Annotated in this window: 18 protein-coding genes; 16 read left to right on the forward strand and 2 right to left on the reverse strand. The window is 43.9% G+C overall.

Annotation, left to right across the window (positions count from 1 at the left end; genetic code table 11):
• The first annotated feature begins 5 nt into the window (after window positions 1-5).
• The 13 genes from MST20_RS01150 to melA all read left to right on the forward strand — a co-directional run bounded on the left by MST20_RS01150 (window position 6) and on the right by melA (window position 13,717).
• The gene (locus MST20_RS01150; protein WP_243939492.1) at window positions 6-1,763 is read left to right on the forward strand and encodes an acyl-CoA synthetase FdrA; all 1,758 of its coding nucleotides are present in this window, start codon (window positions 6-8) and stop codon (window positions 1,761-1,763) included.
• A complete protein-coding gene (locus MST20_RS01155; RefSeq protein WP_243939494.1) occupies window positions 1,763-3,028 on the forward strand; it encodes a YlbE family protein in 1,266 nt (421 codons plus the stop codon). Before MST20_RS01150 ends, MST20_RS01155 begins: the two co-directional genes overlap by 1 nt.
• Window positions 3,025-3,795 carry an oxamate carbamoyltransferase subunit AllH family protein gene (locus tag MST20_RS01160; protein ID WP_243939496.1) on the forward strand — a complete coding sequence of 257 codons (771 nt, stop codon included), beginning with the start codon at window positions 3,025-3,027 and terminating at the stop codon, window positions 3,793-3,795. Before MST20_RS01155 ends, MST20_RS01160 begins: the two co-directional genes overlap by 4 nt.
• A gap of 5 nt (window positions 3,796-3,800) precedes the next feature.
• Window positions 3,801-4,733: a carbamate kinase gene (gene arcC, locus MST20_RS01165; RefSeq protein WP_243939498.1), complete on the forward strand. Its 933-nt coding sequence runs from the start codon at window positions 3,801-3,803 to the stop codon at window positions 4,731-4,733.
• A gap of 201 nt (window positions 4,734-4,934) precedes the next feature.
• Window positions 4,935-6,188 carry an MFS transporter gene (locus MST20_RS01170; RefSeq protein ID WP_243939500.1) on the forward strand — a complete coding sequence of 418 codons (1,254 nt, stop codon included), beginning with the start codon at window positions 4,935-4,937 and terminating at the stop codon, window positions 6,186-6,188.
• 202 nt (window positions 6,189-6,390) lie between these two features.
• Window positions 6,391-6,555: a hypothetical protein gene (locus tag MST20_RS01175; RefSeq protein ID WP_243939501.1), complete on the forward strand. Its 165-nt coding sequence runs from the start codon at window positions 6,391-6,393 to the stop codon at window positions 6,553-6,555.
• Between the two features lie 246 nt (window positions 6,556-6,801).
• A complete protein-coding gene (locus MST20_RS01180) occupies window positions 6,802-7,899 on the forward strand; it encodes a Rap family tetratricopeptide repeat protein (RefSeq protein WP_243939502.1) in 1,098 nt (365 codons plus the stop codon).
• Window positions 7,899-8,015 (forward strand): phosphatase, encoded by a 117-nt coding sequence (locus MST20_RS01185; RefSeq protein ID WP_165426590.1) that lies wholly within the window; start codon window positions 7,899-7,901, stop codon window positions 8,013-8,015. Before MST20_RS01180 ends, MST20_RS01185 begins: the two co-directional genes overlap by 1 nt.
• A gap of 173 nt (window positions 8,016-8,188) precedes the next feature.
• Window positions 8,189-9,226, forward strand: a complete 1,038-nt coding sequence (locus MST20_RS01190; protein ID WP_243939503.1) for a LacI family DNA-binding transcriptional regulator — start codon at window positions 8,189-8,191, stop codon at window positions 9,224-9,226.
• Window positions 9,227-9,340: 114 nt separating this feature from the next.
• On the forward strand, window positions 9,341-10,594 hold the full coding sequence (locus tag MST20_RS01195) for an ABC transporter substrate-binding protein (protein ID WP_243939504.1): 1,254 nt from the start codon (window positions 9,341-9,343) through the stop codon (window positions 10,592-10,594).
• A 39-nt stretch (window positions 10,595-10,633) separates the two neighbouring features.
• Entirely contained in the window at window positions 10,634-11,557 is a 924-nt protein-coding gene (locus MST20_RS01200; protein ID WP_243939505.1) for a carbohydrate ABC transporter permease, read from the forward strand.
• Complete coding sequence (locus MST20_RS01205) at window positions 11,558-12,388, forward strand: carbohydrate ABC transporter permease (protein WP_243939506.1); 831 nt, start codon at window positions 11,558-11,560, stop codon at window positions 12,386-12,388.
• Window positions 12,389-12,418: 30 nt separating this feature from the next.
• Window positions 12,419-13,717, forward strand: coding sequence for an alpha-galactosidase MelA (gene melA / locus MST20_RS01210; RefSeq protein ID WP_243939507.1), 1,299 nt, complete (start codon window positions 12,419-12,421; stop codon window positions 13,715-13,717).
• A gap of 24 nt (window positions 13,718-13,741) precedes the next feature.
• Here the strand turns inward: melA and MST20_RS01215 are convergent, their stop codons facing one another.
• On the reverse strand, window positions 13,742-14,896 hold the full coding sequence (locus MST20_RS01215; protein WP_243939508.1) for an AbrB family transcriptional regulator: 1,155 nt from the start codon (window positions 14,894-14,896) through the stop codon (window positions 13,742-13,744).
• A gap of 209 nt (window positions 14,897-15,105) precedes the next feature.
• Between MST20_RS01215 and MST20_RS01220 the strand changes: the two genes are divergently transcribed.
• Genes MST20_RS01220 through MST20_RS01230 form a run of 3 tightly spaced genes read left to right on the forward strand, consistent with a single transcriptional unit; the run spans window position 15,106 to window position 16,199 of the window.
• On the forward strand, window positions 15,106-15,339 hold the full coding sequence (locus MST20_RS01220) for a spore coat associated protein CotJA (RefSeq protein ID WP_152847512.1): 234 nt from the start codon (window positions 15,106-15,108) through the stop codon (window positions 15,337-15,339).
• Window positions 15,340-15,344: 5 nt separating this feature from the next.
• Window positions 15,345-15,608, forward strand: coding sequence for a spore coat protein CotJB (locus MST20_RS01225; protein ID WP_145653642.1), 264 nt, complete (start codon window positions 15,345-15,347; stop codon window positions 15,606-15,608).
• Between the two features lie 21 nt (window positions 15,609-15,629).
• Window positions 15,630-16,199, forward strand: coding sequence for a manganese catalase family protein (locus tag MST20_RS01230; RefSeq protein WP_243939509.1), 570 nt, complete (start codon window positions 15,630-15,632; stop codon window positions 16,197-16,199).
• A gap of 44 nt (window positions 16,200-16,243) precedes the next feature.
• Here the strand turns inward: MST20_RS01230 and MST20_RS01235 are convergent, their stop codons facing one another.
• Window positions 16,244-17,863 (reverse strand): AMP-binding protein, encoded by a 1,620-nt coding sequence (locus tag MST20_RS01235; protein ID WP_243939511.1) that lies wholly within the window; start codon window positions 17,861-17,863, stop codon window positions 16,244-16,246.
• Window positions 17,864-17,928 lie beyond the last annotated feature (65 nt).

Below are 17,928 nucleotides of genomic sequence, written 5' to 3' on the forward strand. Positions count from 1 at the left end.
TCATTATGTTATACACAATTATAAAAGAAAACACCTATCAAGATTCTATCGTGTTAATGCTTTTATCAAACAAGTTATCTGCAATAGATGGTGTAAACAAAGTATCGATCATGATGGGAACACCAGCTAACAAAGATATTTTTAAATCTTCGGGTTTGGGCACAGATGAATTGGAAAAAGCAAACCCAAATGACATCGTTATCGTTATAGATACAAATCAAGAAGAAAAAGTATCAGAAGTGAAAGAAGAAGTAGAAGCAGCTTTAAAAGGTGATTCCGCTTCACAAAATACATCTAAAGACAAAGAAGCACATAACTGGAAGCGAGCAATGGAGCTTGCGAACAACCCTAACTTGGCATTGATCTCCATTCCTGGTCAGTATGCAGCAATGGAAGCGGAAAATGCATTGAATGAAGGATTACATGTATTTGTATTCAGCGACAATGTATCTAAAGAAGATGAGATTAAGTTGAAACAAAAGGCGCATGAAAAAGGATTATTAGTAATGGGACCAGACTGCGGTACCGGAATTATTCATGGCGTGCCACTTGCATTTACAAATATCGTGAATGAAGGAGATATTGGCGTTGTAGGTGCATCAGGTACAGGGATTCAAGAAGTGACAAGCATCATTGACCGTTATGGTAAAGGTGTAACAAACGCAATTGGTACAGGTGGCCGGGATTTATCAACAGAGGTTGGTGCTATCACGGTTTTAGATAGTATCAAAGCATTGAATCAAGATCCAAAAGTAAAAGTGATTACAGTCATTTCTAAACCGCCTGCGGAGGAAGTGCAGCAAAAAGTATTAAACGTATTAAGAAATATTGAAAAACCGGTTGTTACGTTATTTTTAGGAGATAAACCAACTTATCAGGAAGAAAATATTTATCATGCGTACACACTTGAAGAAGCAGCGGTTGTATCTGTTCAATTATCCAATGGTGACAAACCGAATTTTGAACCGACAGTGGTTGAAAATGTAAACGTGTCGTTAAAAGATTCACAAGTTGGTATTAAAGGTTATTACTCAGGTGGTACTTTGGCATCTGAAGCAGCTATGTTATTGAAAGAGGCATTCAAAGAGGAAGTACATGAAGAGAAGAAAGAAGCCTATATCCTAAAAACAAAACATCATGAAATTATTGACTTAGGCGATGATATGTATACCCAAGGGAAGCCGCACCCGATGATTGATCCTGAAAAGCGTATCGAAATGCTTGAAACATCTGGAAACGATCCTGAAACAGCAGTCATCATGATTGATAACGTTATTGGCTATGGCAGTCATGATGATATGGCAAGTGAATTAGCACCAGCCATTAAACGTACTTTAGCCAATGCACATCAGGGAGGCCGCGAACTTGCAGTGCTTGTAACAGTTGTAGGTACAGCGAAAGATCCACAAGGTTACGAAAAGCAAATTGAAACCTTAAAAGAAAGTGGTGCAATCATTTGTGAGACAAACGACCAAATGGTTCGTACAGCGATTAAACTGGCAGGAGGAAAAGTGAAACAGCCAGTCCTTGATATACAAAAATTTGAACATACCCAAGAAGACTTAACAGTGGACGAAAAAATTGTGTCCTTAATTAATAAGAAGCCAAGTGTCATCAATATTGGGCTGAAAAGTTTTACAGCAGCTGTTCAGAACAGCGGATCAGAGTGTGTTCAATTTAACTGGCGTCCAATTGCTGGCGGTGATGAAAAGTTAATGAAAGTACTTCAATTTCTAAACTACTATGAAGGAGAGACAATCTAATGGGGTACAAAACAATAAATGAAGCGAACGAAGCTGTTATCCAGAAGATCATAGCAGCTGAACCATTCTTAACGGATGTTGTACCTGCCAAGTCTGTGATTCCTGAATTAGAAGATTATGTGTTATTACATGCCGGGCCTCCAATTAAATATGAAAATATGACAGATCCTATGCAAGGCTCATGTGTTGGAGCGATTCTTTTTGAAGGATGGGCAGAAGATGAAGAGGGAGCGCGCGAACTGCTTGAAAACAATAAGATTACATTTATTCCATGTCATCATGTGAATGCAGTTGGACCAATGGGAGGCATTACATCACCTAATATGCCGGTACTTGTTGTGATGAACAAAGAGAGCGGCAACGAGGCGTACTGTCAAATGAACGAAGGCATCGGTGCAGTATTACGCTTCGGTGCTTATCATGAGCAGGTAATCAATCGCCTGCACTGGATGAAAGATGTGTTGGGTCCGGTGTTAAGTAAGGCATTAAGAAAAATTGATGGAGGCTTAAACGTTAATGTATTGATTGCTAAAGCTATTGCAATGGGGGATGAATTTCACCAGCGCAATATTGCAGCGTCATTGGTGTTTTTAAAAGAAGTTGCTCCAATAATTGCGGCATTAGATGATGTTGAAAACGAACAAAGTACAGAAGTGATCCAATTTTTAGCTGATACAGACCAATTTTTCCTAAACATTGCCATGGCGACCGGAAAAGCAATGATGGATGCAGCGCGTACAATCAAACATGGTACAGTCGTTACCGCAATGTGCCGTAACGGTGAAAACTTTGGCATCCGTATTGCAGGTATGGGAGATGAGTGGTTTACAGCACCTGTTCATACACCGCAAGGGTTATATTTTACCGGCTACTCAGCGGAAGATGCAAACCCAGATATCGGTGATTCAGCGATTACAGAAACAATCGGTGTTGGCGGCGTAGCAATGATTGCTGCCCCTGCAGTAACACGTTTTGTTGGAACAGGCGGATTTAATGATGCCCTTGAAACAAGTAATCAAATGGCTGAAATCTGTGTTGGAGAAAATCCGAACTTTGTTATTCCGACGTGGAACTTCAAAGGTGCGTGTTTAGGTATTGATGCACGCAAAGTTGTTGAAACAGGCATCACGCCGGTAATCAACACAGGTATTGCACATAAAATTGCCGGCTATGGGCAAATTGGTGCTGGTACAGTTCATCCTCCAATCGAATGTTTTGAGAAAGCAATCACAGCATATGCTGAAAAACTAGGTTTTCAAGGATGATTTTACAGGCAAGTGCGATTGGTTCAATCGCACTTCAGCTATTAATTGAGGGAAAAACGTTTACTGTGCACAGCATTTTTGAAAAAGGTTTAAATATTGTTGATCAGAATGATGAATTGATATTTATCGGTACAAATGAAAATGGGACCTTTCCATTTGGAATTTTGCTTGAGTCACAAACGAAGCAAACATTAAAAGCAGGTCTTGAGGTGGGAGATTCATTTCATGTTCGCAATAACCATCTTTCCCACAACTGTTTTAAACTCAATTTTAATGCGAAAATACTTCCGTTAAATACGGATTTTCAACATGCAAACATCAATAAATTAAAAGAAAACGTGAAACAATTTTCATTTAAATCGTATGAATCTACTGATTTTGAATCAGCTCATGTGTCGGACTTGATCAATAAATTACACGATCCAACAGAAAATTTGGAAGAGGAGTTTCGTTACTTTATCGGACGAGGCCAAGGTTTAACACCAACAGGTGACGATATACTGGTCGGTATATTATATGGACATTTCATCAACTCTTTTATCGCACAAAAACACCTTGAAACATTGGGGAATCTAATCAGACAACCCTTAACAACCCTTGTTAGCACGCGCTTTTTAACTTGTGCGATAGAAGGTTTATTTAGTTCGAAAATTACAAGATTACAACATGACCCATCTTTAAAAAGTATGAAAAGCCTTATAAAAGTAGGTTCTTCTTCTGGGATGGATACTTTATACGGAATTTATATGGCTTTAACAAAGGAGTGAAAGAAATGGGGAAAAGAGTGGTACTGGCATTAGGAGGTAATGCCATTTTACAGCCAAAACAAGAAGCAACTTATGCTAATCAACTCAAAAATGTAATCTCTGCAACACGTCATATGATTGAAATGAAAGAAGCAGGACATAAAATTGTGATTACACATGGCAATGGCCCGCAAGTGGGGAATATTATTGCTCAAAATGAAGCTGCCAAAAATGTCGTTGAACCACTGCCAATCTATGCCTGTAACGCAGAATCGCAAGGATTCATTGGTTATATGCTGGAAAAAGCTTTAAAAAACCATATGAAAGAACGGGGCATGGCTGCGAATGTAGCTACATTTCTAACAATGGTTGAAGTGGACAAGGATGACAAAGCATTTGAAAAACCAACGAAACCAATAGGAGTATTTTATTCAGAGGAAGAAGCGAAGCAATTAGAAGAGAAAGGGTTTACGATGTCAGAAGATGCAGGGCGAGGCTACAGACGAGTTGTGCCTTCCCCGGAACCGAAAGTGATCCATGGGATAGAAGAGATTCGGCGTTTAATTGATGAAACGATTGTTATCTCCTCCGGCGGCGGCGGTATACCTGTATATCGTGACGAGAGCGGTCTATTACACGGTCTTGAAGCAGTAATAGACAAAGATCGTTCAGGATTAAAGCTTGCACAACAAGTAAATGCCGATGTTTTCATGATGTTGACAGACGTACCAAATGTATTTATCAATTTTGGCAAAGAAAATGAGCAAAAACTAAGCCGAATAACAGTAGAAGAAGCAGAACAATATGTGGCAGAAGGGCAATTTCCTGCTGGCAGTATGCTGCCAAAGATGCAAGCGGCTATAGAATTTGCAAAGTCAGGTAAAGAGGCAATGATCTGTTCATTGGATCAAGCGGTAGCTGCGCTAGATGGAAAAGCGGGTACACGCATAACAAAATAAGACAATCCGTGTTGTTCATAGGGAGGATAAAAGCCAAAATTCCTCCTTTTCCTAGCTATGACCACATTTGATGTGTCATTTACTTCAAAACTTTCTCTTTATGCTGCGCAGACAGATTTCGAAAAGAAACAATCTATGAAGTCTAAATCGAAAGTCAAAGGATGAGTGGGAAATAATAGATAAGGTGAAGGGGGAAGTTTGATGACAAAAGAGACGGGATCAGTGGAAGGTAACGGAAAACAACCGCTGGTTCCCTATTGGATAAAAGTTGTTATCGTATTTTTCTTCGGTTGGGTAGCTCTTTATGCAACGCGAACAATATTAAACCCGATTATGGGGGATATTGAATCAACGTTTTCATTAAGCAAGGCACAACTTGGCTTAATGATGAGTATTTTTTTCATCGGTTATGCAAGTATGAACGTTCCAGCAGGAATATTAGGAGATAAAATTGGAAAAAAACGCGTGTTGGTTCCGGGTGTTATTCTATTTGGGTCGCTCGCAGCAGTTACAGGTATGATGCCTACATTCTTTCTATTTATCTCTGCGTGGCTTATGGTTGGTATGGCTCAAGGGGTATATTATGGGCCGCAATATGGAATATCGTCTGAAGTTATCCCGAAGAACCGTTTAACATTAGGTAGTGCTGTAATTAATGCAGGGATGGCTTTTGGTACTTCAATTGGCTATTATGTCTCCAGTTATGTTGTAGGAGAATGGGGATTCGGATGGAGAATTCCATTTTTTATCATCGGAGTGCCGGTTGTACTTATCGGTATTGCAATGGCAATTGTCATTAAAGACACGCCAAAAACGGATAAAGGGGTTAAAAGTACCGCTGAACCATTTAAGTTTTCATCTTTATTTAATAGAAACTTAATTTTGGCATATATTATTATTTTCTGCTCAATTTACGGATTCTTTATGATTATTACTTGGTTACCATACTATTTAGAAACAGCACGCGGTTTAACCGGAGGGAATATTGCCTTTGTTGCATCACTTGTTCCATGGGCAGCGATTCCAGGTTCATTATTTTTTAGTTGGCTGTCAGATAAGTTAGGCCGGCGTAAACCAGTATTGCTCATGATGTTACCGTTTGGTATTTTATCAACAGCTGCAATTGTTTACTTTGATAGCTTACCAATTCTGTATATAACACTAATTGTGTATGGCATTGTAGGGAAAATTAGCGTTAATCCCGTTTTAATTGCTGTTGTAGCAAATAATGCACCAAAGCAGTCATTAAGTACAGCATTTGGATTCTACAACTTTGTTGGAATGTTAGGTTCCATTTTAGCTCCGTATATTACGGGCTGGCTTACAGACACTACAGGAAGTATGAATATAGGATTTTATTTTGCAGCAGCTCTGTTAGTCATCGCATTGATTGCAACATATTTAATAGATGAAAGTAATTTGCCATCTGTTGATAAAGAAGCTAAACAACATTAGTTAGTAAAAGCTTATCACTTCTTGAAATGCCCATCCACTGTAATTGCGCTTCAAGCGGCATAACAGGCGGCATCCAGACTGATAGATGCAAATAATAAACAATTCGGAATCGGGGAGTTAAAATTCAGCAGCGTCTGCAAAACCATGGGCTAAAATGACGCTGGGCAAAGCAGCGCCCTCAGGCTTGGAGGCAAATGCATATGTGAAAAGAAACACAGACGGAAAAGAACTGAGCTGCAGCTCAGCTGGAGGAAACGGAAAAGTGTTCCCTGGTCAGGCAAACCGATGGTTTATGTTCTTGATCCGCATTCTTCATGCGATGTGGAAATATTATCATCCATCAATCGGAACCCTTGTTTATGCCTAAATAAGTATCTGTTCATATTGAAGCAGCAGTGTATGAAAGCACCCTTTCAGCAAGGGTGCTTTTTGCTGTCTTATCAGTCCCGGTTTCTCATCTCTTGAAGAGTCATTTGACCTAATAAAGGAGCGGGAACAGTGGGGGATTCAAAAAAACTGTGCGAAATGAACTATTACTATTAATTTATATAAGGGGAAAAATATAGTATGATAAGAAATGAAAAAATTGAATATCGGCAGAAAGGAGCTCCATATGAACAAAATCGCCGCGGAAGAAGTCGCAAACATGCTCAATACATGGTACCGCGCCATTAGAAGAAGCGATGCTGAACAGTCGATCAGGCTGTTTGAACAAATCAAACCGCTGCTGGCAGACATGGAGGAAGATCAGGAAGTTTTGATCTACTATTCCCTGCTGGAACTGCGGCATAAAATTATGCTCTACGATGCGAGAGGCAAAAAGATAGAGCAGCACGACGTAACGGCCGGCGACAGTGCTGCATCACATATGACATCCTATTACTACTACCTGTTTTCAGGAGCTTATGAAGTGTATAAAAAAAATTATGAGCAGGCGATCAGCTTCTATAAAATTGCCGAGAAGAAGCTTGCTCATGTACATGATGAAATTGAAGTCGCCCAATTTCACGATAAAGTCGGAAAGCTCTACTATTACCTGGGCCAGAATATCGTCTCTTTAAACCATACCCGGCAGGCGATGGAAATTTTTAAAGGACATGGCGACCATGACATGAACCTTGTCTCAACTTATATTACAATGGCCGGAAATTATACCGAGATGGGGAAATATACAGAGGCGGAAGAATATTTAACAGAAGCAATCCATACTGTCAGAAAAGCCGGCGACCATTTTAAAGAAATGCAGCTCCTTCATAATTTTGCCTTGCTTTATGCGGCGATGGACAAATCGGGCAAGAGCATTCAATTTTTGGAAATCGTTTTGAATGATCATGCATATGCTGCATCGGATTATTATTTCAATGCCGTGTTTTTAATGATCAAAGAGCTGTTTAAAACCGGAGACTATGAACGCGCCGCAGCCTTTTACAAGCAAGGGAAGGAAAGATCGCAATCTGCGGCGAATGAAATATTTGACGCTAAAATCGATATTTTATATGCGGCTTATGCAGGAGATGGTGAACAGGCGGTTAAAGTCTGCAAAGACAACATAGACATCCTGTTTCAAGCAAAGCAATACGACAGCGCCAGAGAACTTTCACTCTTAACGGCCAATGTTTACAGATCAAAGTCTCTTTATAAAGAGGCCGCACATTTCTTTTTGGAAGCGATTAAAGCGGAAGAAAAAATGAAAAAAGTGGAGGGAATGTGATGAAAAAACTGTTCATTGCTGCTGCGATTGCTGCCGTCGTATGTTCGGGATGGTTTGCGGCAGACACTCATTCGCCATCCGGCGACATGCAGATTGCTGAAAAGATGGTCGGTTAAATCGGATACCCGGAATGAATATTGAACATCCGCTCCTGAGCATCAGGGCGGGTTTTTTTGTAGAGAAATTTAATTTCTGATTTTTTAAAATATTGAAAACGTTTACTTTGTTTGTTATGATGTCTTTAGTAAAGTTTAGTGAATATGGATTTTAAAGACAGGGCGGGATGAAAATGGCGACGATTAAAGACATTGCGCTTCAGGCTAAAGTATCAAGCACAACGGTTTCAAGGGTTTTGAACCATGACCAGTCATTAGCAGTGGCTCCTGAAACAAGGCAGCGGATTTTGGATATTGCAGACCGGCTCGGCTATAAGAGCACGCGCAGGCGCCGCGACGTATATGCCTCAGAAAGCGGGGAAAGCCCGCGCATCGGCATTGTTGTCTGCCAATCACAGGAAGAAGAACTGAACGATCCATACTTTTATTCCATCAGGCAAGGAATTGAAAGCGAGTGTTTTGATAGAGGAGCGTTTATTACGAAGTTTATTCAGCTGAGCAGTATCCGCTCTAATCAGCCTGCAGGCGAAATCGACGGCTTAATCGTCATCGGAAGGATCAATTTTGCCGGCTTGCAGCAGTGCATGGGGGCGCTCAACAACGTCGTGTACATCAACCATACTGATAATGAAGAACTGCGCGACTCGGTTGTCGTCGATTTTGAGAAGGCGACGGGGAGGGCGCTGAACCATTTGAAATCGCTCGGCTATACAAGGATCGGTTATATCGGCGGAAGAGAAAAAAAGCACTTTCGAATCAGCGATCAGGAAACAAACGCCATTGAAATCGAAGATAAACGGCTGACTGCGTTTCTGGAGATGGCCGGCTCGGAAAACGCGAAGCATATTTATGTCGGCGAGTATTCGATGCAGCAAGGCTATGAGCTGATGAAAAAAGCGCTTCTTGAGAAAAACGTTCCCGAAGCTTTTTTTATCGCCAGCGATTCGATGGCCATCGGCGCGCTCCGGGCTCTTCGCGAATCGGGACTCAAGGTTCCCGAAGATGTTGCCATCGTCAGCTTCAACGGCATTGAAGCGTCCGAATTTGCTAATCCGCCATTAACTACCATAAAGGTTCATACAGAAGAGATGGGCCGGACGGGTGTGAAACTGCTGCTCGACAGAATGAAAGGAAGGGAACTGCCGCTGAAAGTGACCGTACCTTCAGAGCTGATTATTCGGGAAAGCTGCGGATTCAGTAAGCGGAGCTAATGGCAAGGATCAGGCGCTTTTCAAGGAGGTGAGGCGATCAATTTTACTAAATTACAGTAAAAAATGAAAACACTTTTTACCCACCCCCAAAATTTCATAATTGGAGTGAAATTGATGAAAAAAATCATTTTCTCTTTTATTCTTCTGATCATTTTGCCTGCACTAGCAGCGGGCTGCTCGGGAAAGAATGCCGGAAAGAACGGAGACGTCACGCTCACAATGTTTTCGACTATGACAAACGACAGTGAAAAAAACACGCTCAGAAGCATCGCAGATGATTTTGAAAAAGAAAATGAAGGCATCAAAATCGATATCAGCTTCCCCGGCCCGGACTATGAAAATATGCTGCGCGTCAAAATGGCGGCAAATGACATGCCTGACTTGTTCGATACGCACGGCTGGGCGAAGATCCGCTACGGGGAATACACCGCAGATTTAAAAGACATGGATTGGGTGAAGCATCTCGACCCAAACCTCGATCCGATTTTGAAGGATGAAAAAGGAAAAGTATATGCCTACCCTTTCAATCAGGCAAAAGACGGAATCGTCTACAATTCCGGTTTGTTGAAGAAATACGGCCTCAAGCCCCCGCACACATTGGACGAACTGATGCACGCGCTGGAAACGATCAAAGAAAAAAGCAATGGGAATGTCATTCCGTTTTGGTTCGCCGGTTCAGATAAAGGCGCTTTAGCTCAGTTTTATGATCAGTTTGCCACCCCGCTGCTCATCACAGATGATCGCCGTAATGAAAAAAAAGCTTTGGAAAACGGCACATTCGACTGGTCCGACTACACACTTCTCGCAGAAACCTTTAAAGAGATGCAGGAAAAGCAATTGATCAATAAAGATATCCTGACGGCAAAACCGTCGCAATTGGTCGAATTGATGGCACAGGAAAAAATCGGCTTTACCCTCTCAGTCACATCGATCGGCCCTGATACGAGAGAAGTCAATCCAGATATCCAGTTAGGCGTGATGCCGACGCCAGCCGTTTATGAAGGCGGCAAACCGAGCTGGATTGGAGGAGAGCGCCATACCGTTGCTGTCTGGAAAGACTCAGAACACCTCGAAGAAGCAAAGCGGTTTATCGAATTCGCTGCACAACCCAAATATGTGAAAAAGATCGCCGAAGCCACCTCATTTCCTCAGGCATTAACCAACACAGAAGCTGAAAACTACTATTCTAAGTTTTATGATCAATATAAAGAAATCAAAATCGAACCGTACTTTGACCGTGTCTACCTCCCGAGCGGAATGTGGGACGTCATGGGGACGACGGGACAGGAACTTTTGGCCGGTACGTTAACGCCGAAGCAGGTATCGGAAAAAATGAAACAGGAATACAGCAGATTACAAGATCAATAGAAAGGATCGTTTTCATCATGAAAAAAGAAGGGTGAAATGATGAGCGAATTAGCTAAAGAAAAAAGTCTGACTATTGTGAAAAGTAAAAGGGGATTTGTGAAGAAAAACGGATCGCTCTGGTGGATGTATCTTCCCGCCTTGGTGCTTGTATCCATCTTTATGATTTATCCGTTTGCGAGCGGCATTAAAATCACGTTTACGAACTGGAACGGTTTTTCACAGTCGTATGACTGGATCGGCTTTGCTCAATATAAACGGATGCTGGCCGACCCGGCGACATGGCTTGTCGTCAGAAACACCCTCCTGTACGGATTGGGCAGTACGATTTTGCAAAATGTCATCGGTCTTCTCTATGCCCTCCTGCTGTTTAAAAGCATCAGAATGAAAGCGTTGACACGTACGGTTGTCTATTTGCCCGTCATCATCAGCCCGCTGATCATGGGGTATATCTGGTATTTTTTCTTCTCCTATGAAGGAGGCGCCTTGAACGATGTGCTGAAATTATTCGGGGCAGGTCCTGTAAACGCCTTGAGCAGCCCGGAAATCAATCCGTGGATCATTGTATTTGTCAATTCGTACCAGTTTGTCGGTATTGCGATGGTCATTTATTTAGCAGGTCTCGGAAGCATTCCGAAAGATTTTTATGAAGCAGCGCAAATCGATGGAGCAAGCGGTTTTCAGCAGTTTTGGAAGATTACGCTGCCGCTGTTGATGCCTTCTGTCACAATCAATATGGTCATCAATATCATCGGCGGACTGAAGCTGTTTGATGTCATTTTAGCGCTGACAGGCGGCGGTCCGGGAAATGCTTCGCAATCGATGTCGACTTTTATGTACGATTTGTATTTTAAAAGGCAGGATGCCGGCTATGCAGCCGCTCAGGGGGTTTTCATGGCGGCGTTGATACTGCTGATCAGCTTTACGGCTCTTATTTATTTTAAGCGCAAGGAGGTCGAAGCCTAGATGAATCACCAAGAGAAAAAGAAGCGGGCGCTGTGGACGGCGCTGGCGGCATGCATTACCATTTTCCACCTGATTCCGTTTTATATTTTGCTGACGACCGCGCTGAAAGCAAAGGGGGATTTCAGCTCGAAATGGAAGTTCCCTGACGAAATCAGCCTCGGTAATTTCGCAGAAGCATGGGATAAAGCAGGTCTGGCCGGCTCGTTTTTCAATACCGCTGCGATCACTCTTGCTTCGGCGGCTCTGTTGATTGTGATCGGCTCTCTGGCGGCCTATCCCCTCGCCAGGCGCAGAACAAAGCTCAATCAAGCCGTATACTTCCTGTTTATTGGCATTATGATCATTCCGCCGCTGACATCCATGGTTCCTTTATACAAAATGGTGGTGGAATTCGGCATGCTGAATACGCTCGAGATCGCGATATTGAATAATACGGCGGCTTATATGCCCTTGACGATTTTTTTGTATGCCGGATTTATCCGCTCGACAATTCCGAAAGAGCTTGAAGAGGCGGCGAGAATCGACGGGGCGAGCACGGCGGGCATTTTCTTCAGAATCGTCTTTCCTTTATTAAAGCCGGTGACTGCGACGATTTGCATTATTGCCTGTGTATTCATTTGGAACGACTATCAGTTTTCGATCTTTTTCCTTCAAGACAAAAGTGTGCAGACTTTGACTGTGGCGATTGCCGGATTTTTTGGGCAAAATGCGAACAACCTGCACTTGGTGGCTGCAGCTTCGCTGATGGCGATGCTGCCGATGACGATTCTATTTTTATTCCTGCAAAAGTACTTTATAAAAGGATTATCAGCAGGAGCGCTAAAAGGTTAGCGGAACTTTCACGGGGAAAGGAAGATATGAATGACTAAAATTGCTTTTATTGGAGCCGGAAGCACGATTTTTGCGAAAAATGTGCTGGGGGACTGTCTGATGGTTCCGGCGGTCAACGGATTTGAATTTGCTTTGTATGATATCGATCCGAAGCGCCTCAAAGAATCTAAAGACATGCTTGAGCATTTAAAAAACCGCTATAATGACACGGTATCGATCCGTGCTTATGACGATAGAAAAGAAGCTTTGGCGGGGGCGAAATATGTGATCAATGCCATTCAAGTGGGCGGCTATAAACCGGGTACAGTCATCGATTTTGAGATTCCGAAAAAGTACGGCCTCAAGCAGACGATTGCCGATACGGTCGGAATCGGCGGGATATTCAGGGCGCTGCGGACGATTCCCGTTTTATTGGATATGGCAAAAGACATCGAAAGCGCGGCGACCGACGCCTGGCTCTTAAATTACACAAACCCGATGGCTTCTTTAACCGGTGCGCTGCTTCGCTACACGGATGTGAAAACGGTCGGTCTTTGCCACAGCGTACAAGTATGCACAAAAGACCTTTTCAAATCCCTCGGCATGAAGCATGAACGAATCGAAGAAAAAATCGCCGGCATCAATCATATGGCTTGGCTTCTTGAAGTCAAGCAAGACGGAAAAGACTTATATCCAGAAATCAAAAAACGGGCAAAAGAAAAACAGAAAACGAAACATGATGACATGGTCAGATTTGAACTGATGGATAAATTCGGCTACTATGTGACCGAATCGTCCGAACATAACGCGGAGTACCACCCTTATTTCATCAAAAGCCATTATCCCGAACTGATTGAAGAGCTGAATATTCCGATTGATGAATACTTGAGAAGGTGCGAGAAGCAGATTCAAAACTGGGAAAAGATGCGCGGTGAAATCGTCGGTAACCGGCATTTAACCCACGAGCGGTCAAACGAATACGGCTCAAGAATTATAGAAGCGATGGAAACCGGTCAGCCGTTTACATTCGGCGGAAATGTCTTGAATAAAGGCTTGATTACAAACCTTCCGGAAAAAGCTGTTGTTGAAGTGACGTGCGTCGCTGAGCGGAACCGGATCACTCCGTGCGCCGCGGGCGAGCTGCCTGAACAGCTGGCGGCTTTAAACCGCAGCAATATCAATACACAGCTGTTAACGATTGAAGCGGCAATAACAAAAAGAAAAGAGAACATTTACCATGCTGCATTGCTTGATCCGCATACGGCTGCGGAATTATCGATGGATGATATCGTAAGCATGTGCGATGAATTGATCGAAGCACACGGCGACTGGCTGCCGGAATTTGAATAAAAAAATAAAGCCCGAGCGAAGGAATCAGCCTTCAGCTCGGGCTTTTTTCAGGCGGGGGTGTGAATATTTTTCCGACTTTTGATGAAGCAATCGGAAGAATGGAGGAAGCATCGCGATTACGAGCACGACCCGCAACACTTGGACGGCGACGACGAACGTAGAGTCGGCGTGAAGCGTGACAGATGTTGTCGCCATTTCCGCGATTCCCCCCGGAGCAAACGCCAATATGGCCGTTGTCAGCGAAATGCCTGCCGCTTTAGCGGTGACGGCGGCGCTTAAAATCATCGCAATGATCAGTCCGACGGAGCTGGCAAGTGCGACGATCAGCGTTTTTCTGACGCCGATAAACATTTCTTTGCTGATTTTTGAACCGATCGTCGCGCCGAGACAAATTTGCGACAGCACTGAAAAGCCGTGGGGCCACCAGGCTGTTGCGCTGAGCCCGGTCATTGAAGCGCCTGCGATTTGCAGAACGGCCGCACCGGTCATGCTTCCGAGCAGCCATGGCGCCGGAAACCGCAGTGCTTTCATCGCTTTGCATACCCCGAATCCGCCCAGCACGATCAGCGCAGTCCAAGCGAGATGAGGCGCTTCAAATGCCGATGTTCCCGCGGCGATCACTTGACTGCCGACAGCATGGGCGTCAGGCTGCTTCGCATTTATGAAAAAAACGAAAAAGGGAACGGTCATGACGACCAGAAGCACACGTATCATCTGCACGAGACTGACGATTGCCGTGTTCGCTCCCACTTCCTGAGCGATGCCCGGCATCGCGGAAAGCCCGCCGGGGGCCGTTCCCACAAAACTCGTCAGCATATCGGTCTTGCTGAACCGCCACAAGACAAAACCTGACAGCATGGCGAACACGACGGAAAGGAGGAGCATGACGCCGACAATCAGCCAATTTTCCTTAAAGATCGAAATCACGGACATGTTGATTTTCTGGCCGAGCTCAATTCCCAATAGCATTTGGCCGAACTGAAGCCAGCCATGATGGATGCCGTTTTGTCTGACAGCAGCCTTTAACGGTGACGGGCGAAACAGCGACAGACAAGCAGCTGCAGTCATTGTGCCGACCATCCAGCCGATCGTCATGCCGGTCAATGAGAGAAGAAATCCCCCAAAGCTGCTGATTAATATCAATAATATATCCCGAAGGAAATCTCTTTTTTCCCTCAAATGAAAAACCTTCTTCCTGATTACTGCAATCATTTTGTTCACTAAGTAAAGTATTTCTCTATATCACTATATAATAATTTTAGTGATTGGTAAAATACGATTTTATTTAAAAGATTAATAAGAAAAACTGATCGTTCATTTTTGAACATAACAGATCGAACATATGAATACATTAAATTAGATTCGATCATAAATAGAGGTGAACCGATATGAAACATTCCAAGGAATCATTCACCAAAGTCAAATCGTATCGTCCGTTTCACAGCGCTTTTGATCCGTGCCCTCCGATCGGTAAAAAATACTACAGAACCCCTCCAAATCTATATCTAGGTTTTCAGCCCCGCGGCCTTCCGCAGTTTTCCCCGATGGAGGCACTGCAAAAAGGGACGCTTTGGCCCGTATTTTACGATCATTATGAAAATCCGTATGAAGATGGGAGGTAAGGGGGGTGACGAACTCTTTACCGCAAGACTATTATCAAAGGCTCCATGAAATTCAGGCCGTCGATTTTGTCATCGTTGAGCTGATGCTTTATCTTGACACACATCCCGATGATACCGACGCCATCAGACAATACAACCAGTATGCCGGATATTCAAGAAAACTGAAAGCGAAGTTTGAATCAAAATACGGCCCTTTGACGCAAGGGAGCCCGGATCAGACGGAATCCTATTGGAGCTGGAAAAGAAGTCCTTGGCCGTGGCAAGTTTAATAGAGGAAGGGAGTCAGGTTCATGTGGCTTTATGAGAAAAAACTGCAGTATCCTGTTAGGGTGAGAGAATGCAATCCGAGACTTGCCAAATTTTTGATCGAGCAATACGGCGGAGCGGACGGCGAATTGGCTGCGGCACTCCGCTATTTGAACCAGCGCTACAGCATACCTGACAAAGTCGTCGGACTGCTGACGGACATCGGTACGGAAGAGTTTGCTCACCTTGAAATGATTGCGACAATGGTATATAAATTAACAAAAGACGCGACACCCGAACAGATGAAGGAAGCCGGTCTCGGCGATCATTACGCAGACCATGACAAAGCCCTGTTTTACCATAACGCTGCCGGCGTTCCGTTCACCGCTACATACATCCAGGCAAAAGGCGATCCGATTGCCGATTTATATGAAGATATAGCGGCTGAAGAAAAAGCGAGGGCTACGTATCAATGGCTGATTGACATGTCGGATGATCCGGATTTAAATGACGGGCTGGCGTTTTTACGGGAAAGGGAAATCATTCATTCACAACGCTTCCGCGAAGCTGTCGAAATTTTGAAGGAAGAGCGCGACCGTAAAAAAGTATTTTAAACAGCAAAAAGCCGAAAATACGATTGGTATTTTCGGCTTTTTATTTATTGCACAGGGCTCGCAAGCAGCTCTTCTGCGCGGTCGCGCAGCACATACTTTTGGACTTTTCCGGATGCGGTCAGCGGGTATTCGTCGACCAGAAATACGTACTCCGGAATTTTGTAATACGAAAGCTGTCCTTTGCAAAAATCTCTGACCTCTTCAAGCGTCAGCTTTTTGCCCGGCTGGCATTTAATAAAGGCCGCCGTTTTTTCCCCGTACTTTTCATCAGGAACGCCGACAACCTGTACATCGACAATATCCTCATGTTCATAAAGGAATTCCTCTATTTCACGCGGGTATATGTTTTCACCGCCGCGGACGATCATATCTTTTAAACGCCCGGTAATCCTTACGTATCCGTCCCGGTCCATTTCGGCCAAATCGCCGGTATGGAGCCAGCCGTCTTCATCAATGGCCTTTTTGGTGGCTTCGTCCATTTTATAGTATCCCTTCATGACGAGGTATCCTCTTGTGCACAGTTCGCCTTGCTCATCCGGGCCGAGCGTTTCCCCCGTATCAGGATCGACGATTTTCATTTCTACATGCGGATGCACTTTACCGACGGTTTCAACGCGGCGTTCGATCGTGTCGGTGACCGTTGTTTGCGTAATCACGGGTGAAGACTCCGTTTGTCCGTATGCGATTGTGATATCCGTCATATTCATTTGCTTCATCACTTTTTTCATGACTTCTTTAGGACACGGGGAGCCTGCCATGATTCCGGTCCGCAAAGAAGATAGGTCATAGTTTGCGAAATCGGGGTGGGTGAGCTCGGCGATAAACATTGTCGGCACACCCTGCAGTCCTGTACAGCGCTCTTTTTCGACCGTTTGCAGGACGATGTCCGGTTTGAATTCGATGATCGGCAGCATGGCCGCGCCTGACGCGACACAGGCAAGCGTGCTTAGCACACAGCCGAAGCAGTGAAACAGAGGAACCGGAATACACAGCCTGTCTTCGCTCGTCAGCCCCATTCTGTCGGCAACGATCGCCGCATTATTGACGATATTGTAGTGAGTCAGCATAACACCTTTTGGAAAGCCGGTTGTTCCCGACGTATACTGCATATTGATCACATCATCGTGTGTGAGTGACTGCTCTCTTTCGAAAAGGTCGGCATCAGAGACCTTTTCGCCCAGTTTGGCGATGTCGGCAAAAGCCGTCATATGTTCAGGGATTTTATTCTTGCCAAGGTAGACGAGATTTTTCAGCTTCGGCAGCTTTTCCGGATTTTTCTTGATCTCGTCGACCATATCGATATAGGATGTCCCTTTGTAGCCGTCCATTAGAAAGAGGGTGGTGGAATCGGAATGTTCCAATAAGTACTCAAGTTCTCTCGCCTGATAGCTTGTATTGACGGTGACGAGCACAGCGCCGATTCTCGCCGTCGCAAACTGGAGCAGAATCCATTCCGGAATATTGGATGCCCAAATGGCGACATGCTCTCCTTTTTGAATGCCGAGCGCGAGCAGCCCTTTTGCAATTTTAGAAGTTTCTTCAACAAGCTCCTGATACGAATATCTTAAATCGAGCTCAGAATATACAACCGCTTCATGATTCGGAAACCGGCCGGCGGTTGATTTTAAAAGCCCGCCGATCGTTTGTTTTTTTAATGTAATCATAGTGCCTCCTTGCTTCCCGAATAAAAACTGTTTCTATTATAGCACTTTGTTCTAATACCAGGTAC

This window comes from Bacillus sp. B19-2, assembly GCF_022832475.1.
Taxonomy (GTDB): Bacteria; Bacillota; Bacilli; order Bacillales; family Bacillaceae; genus Bacillus; species Bacillus paralicheniformis.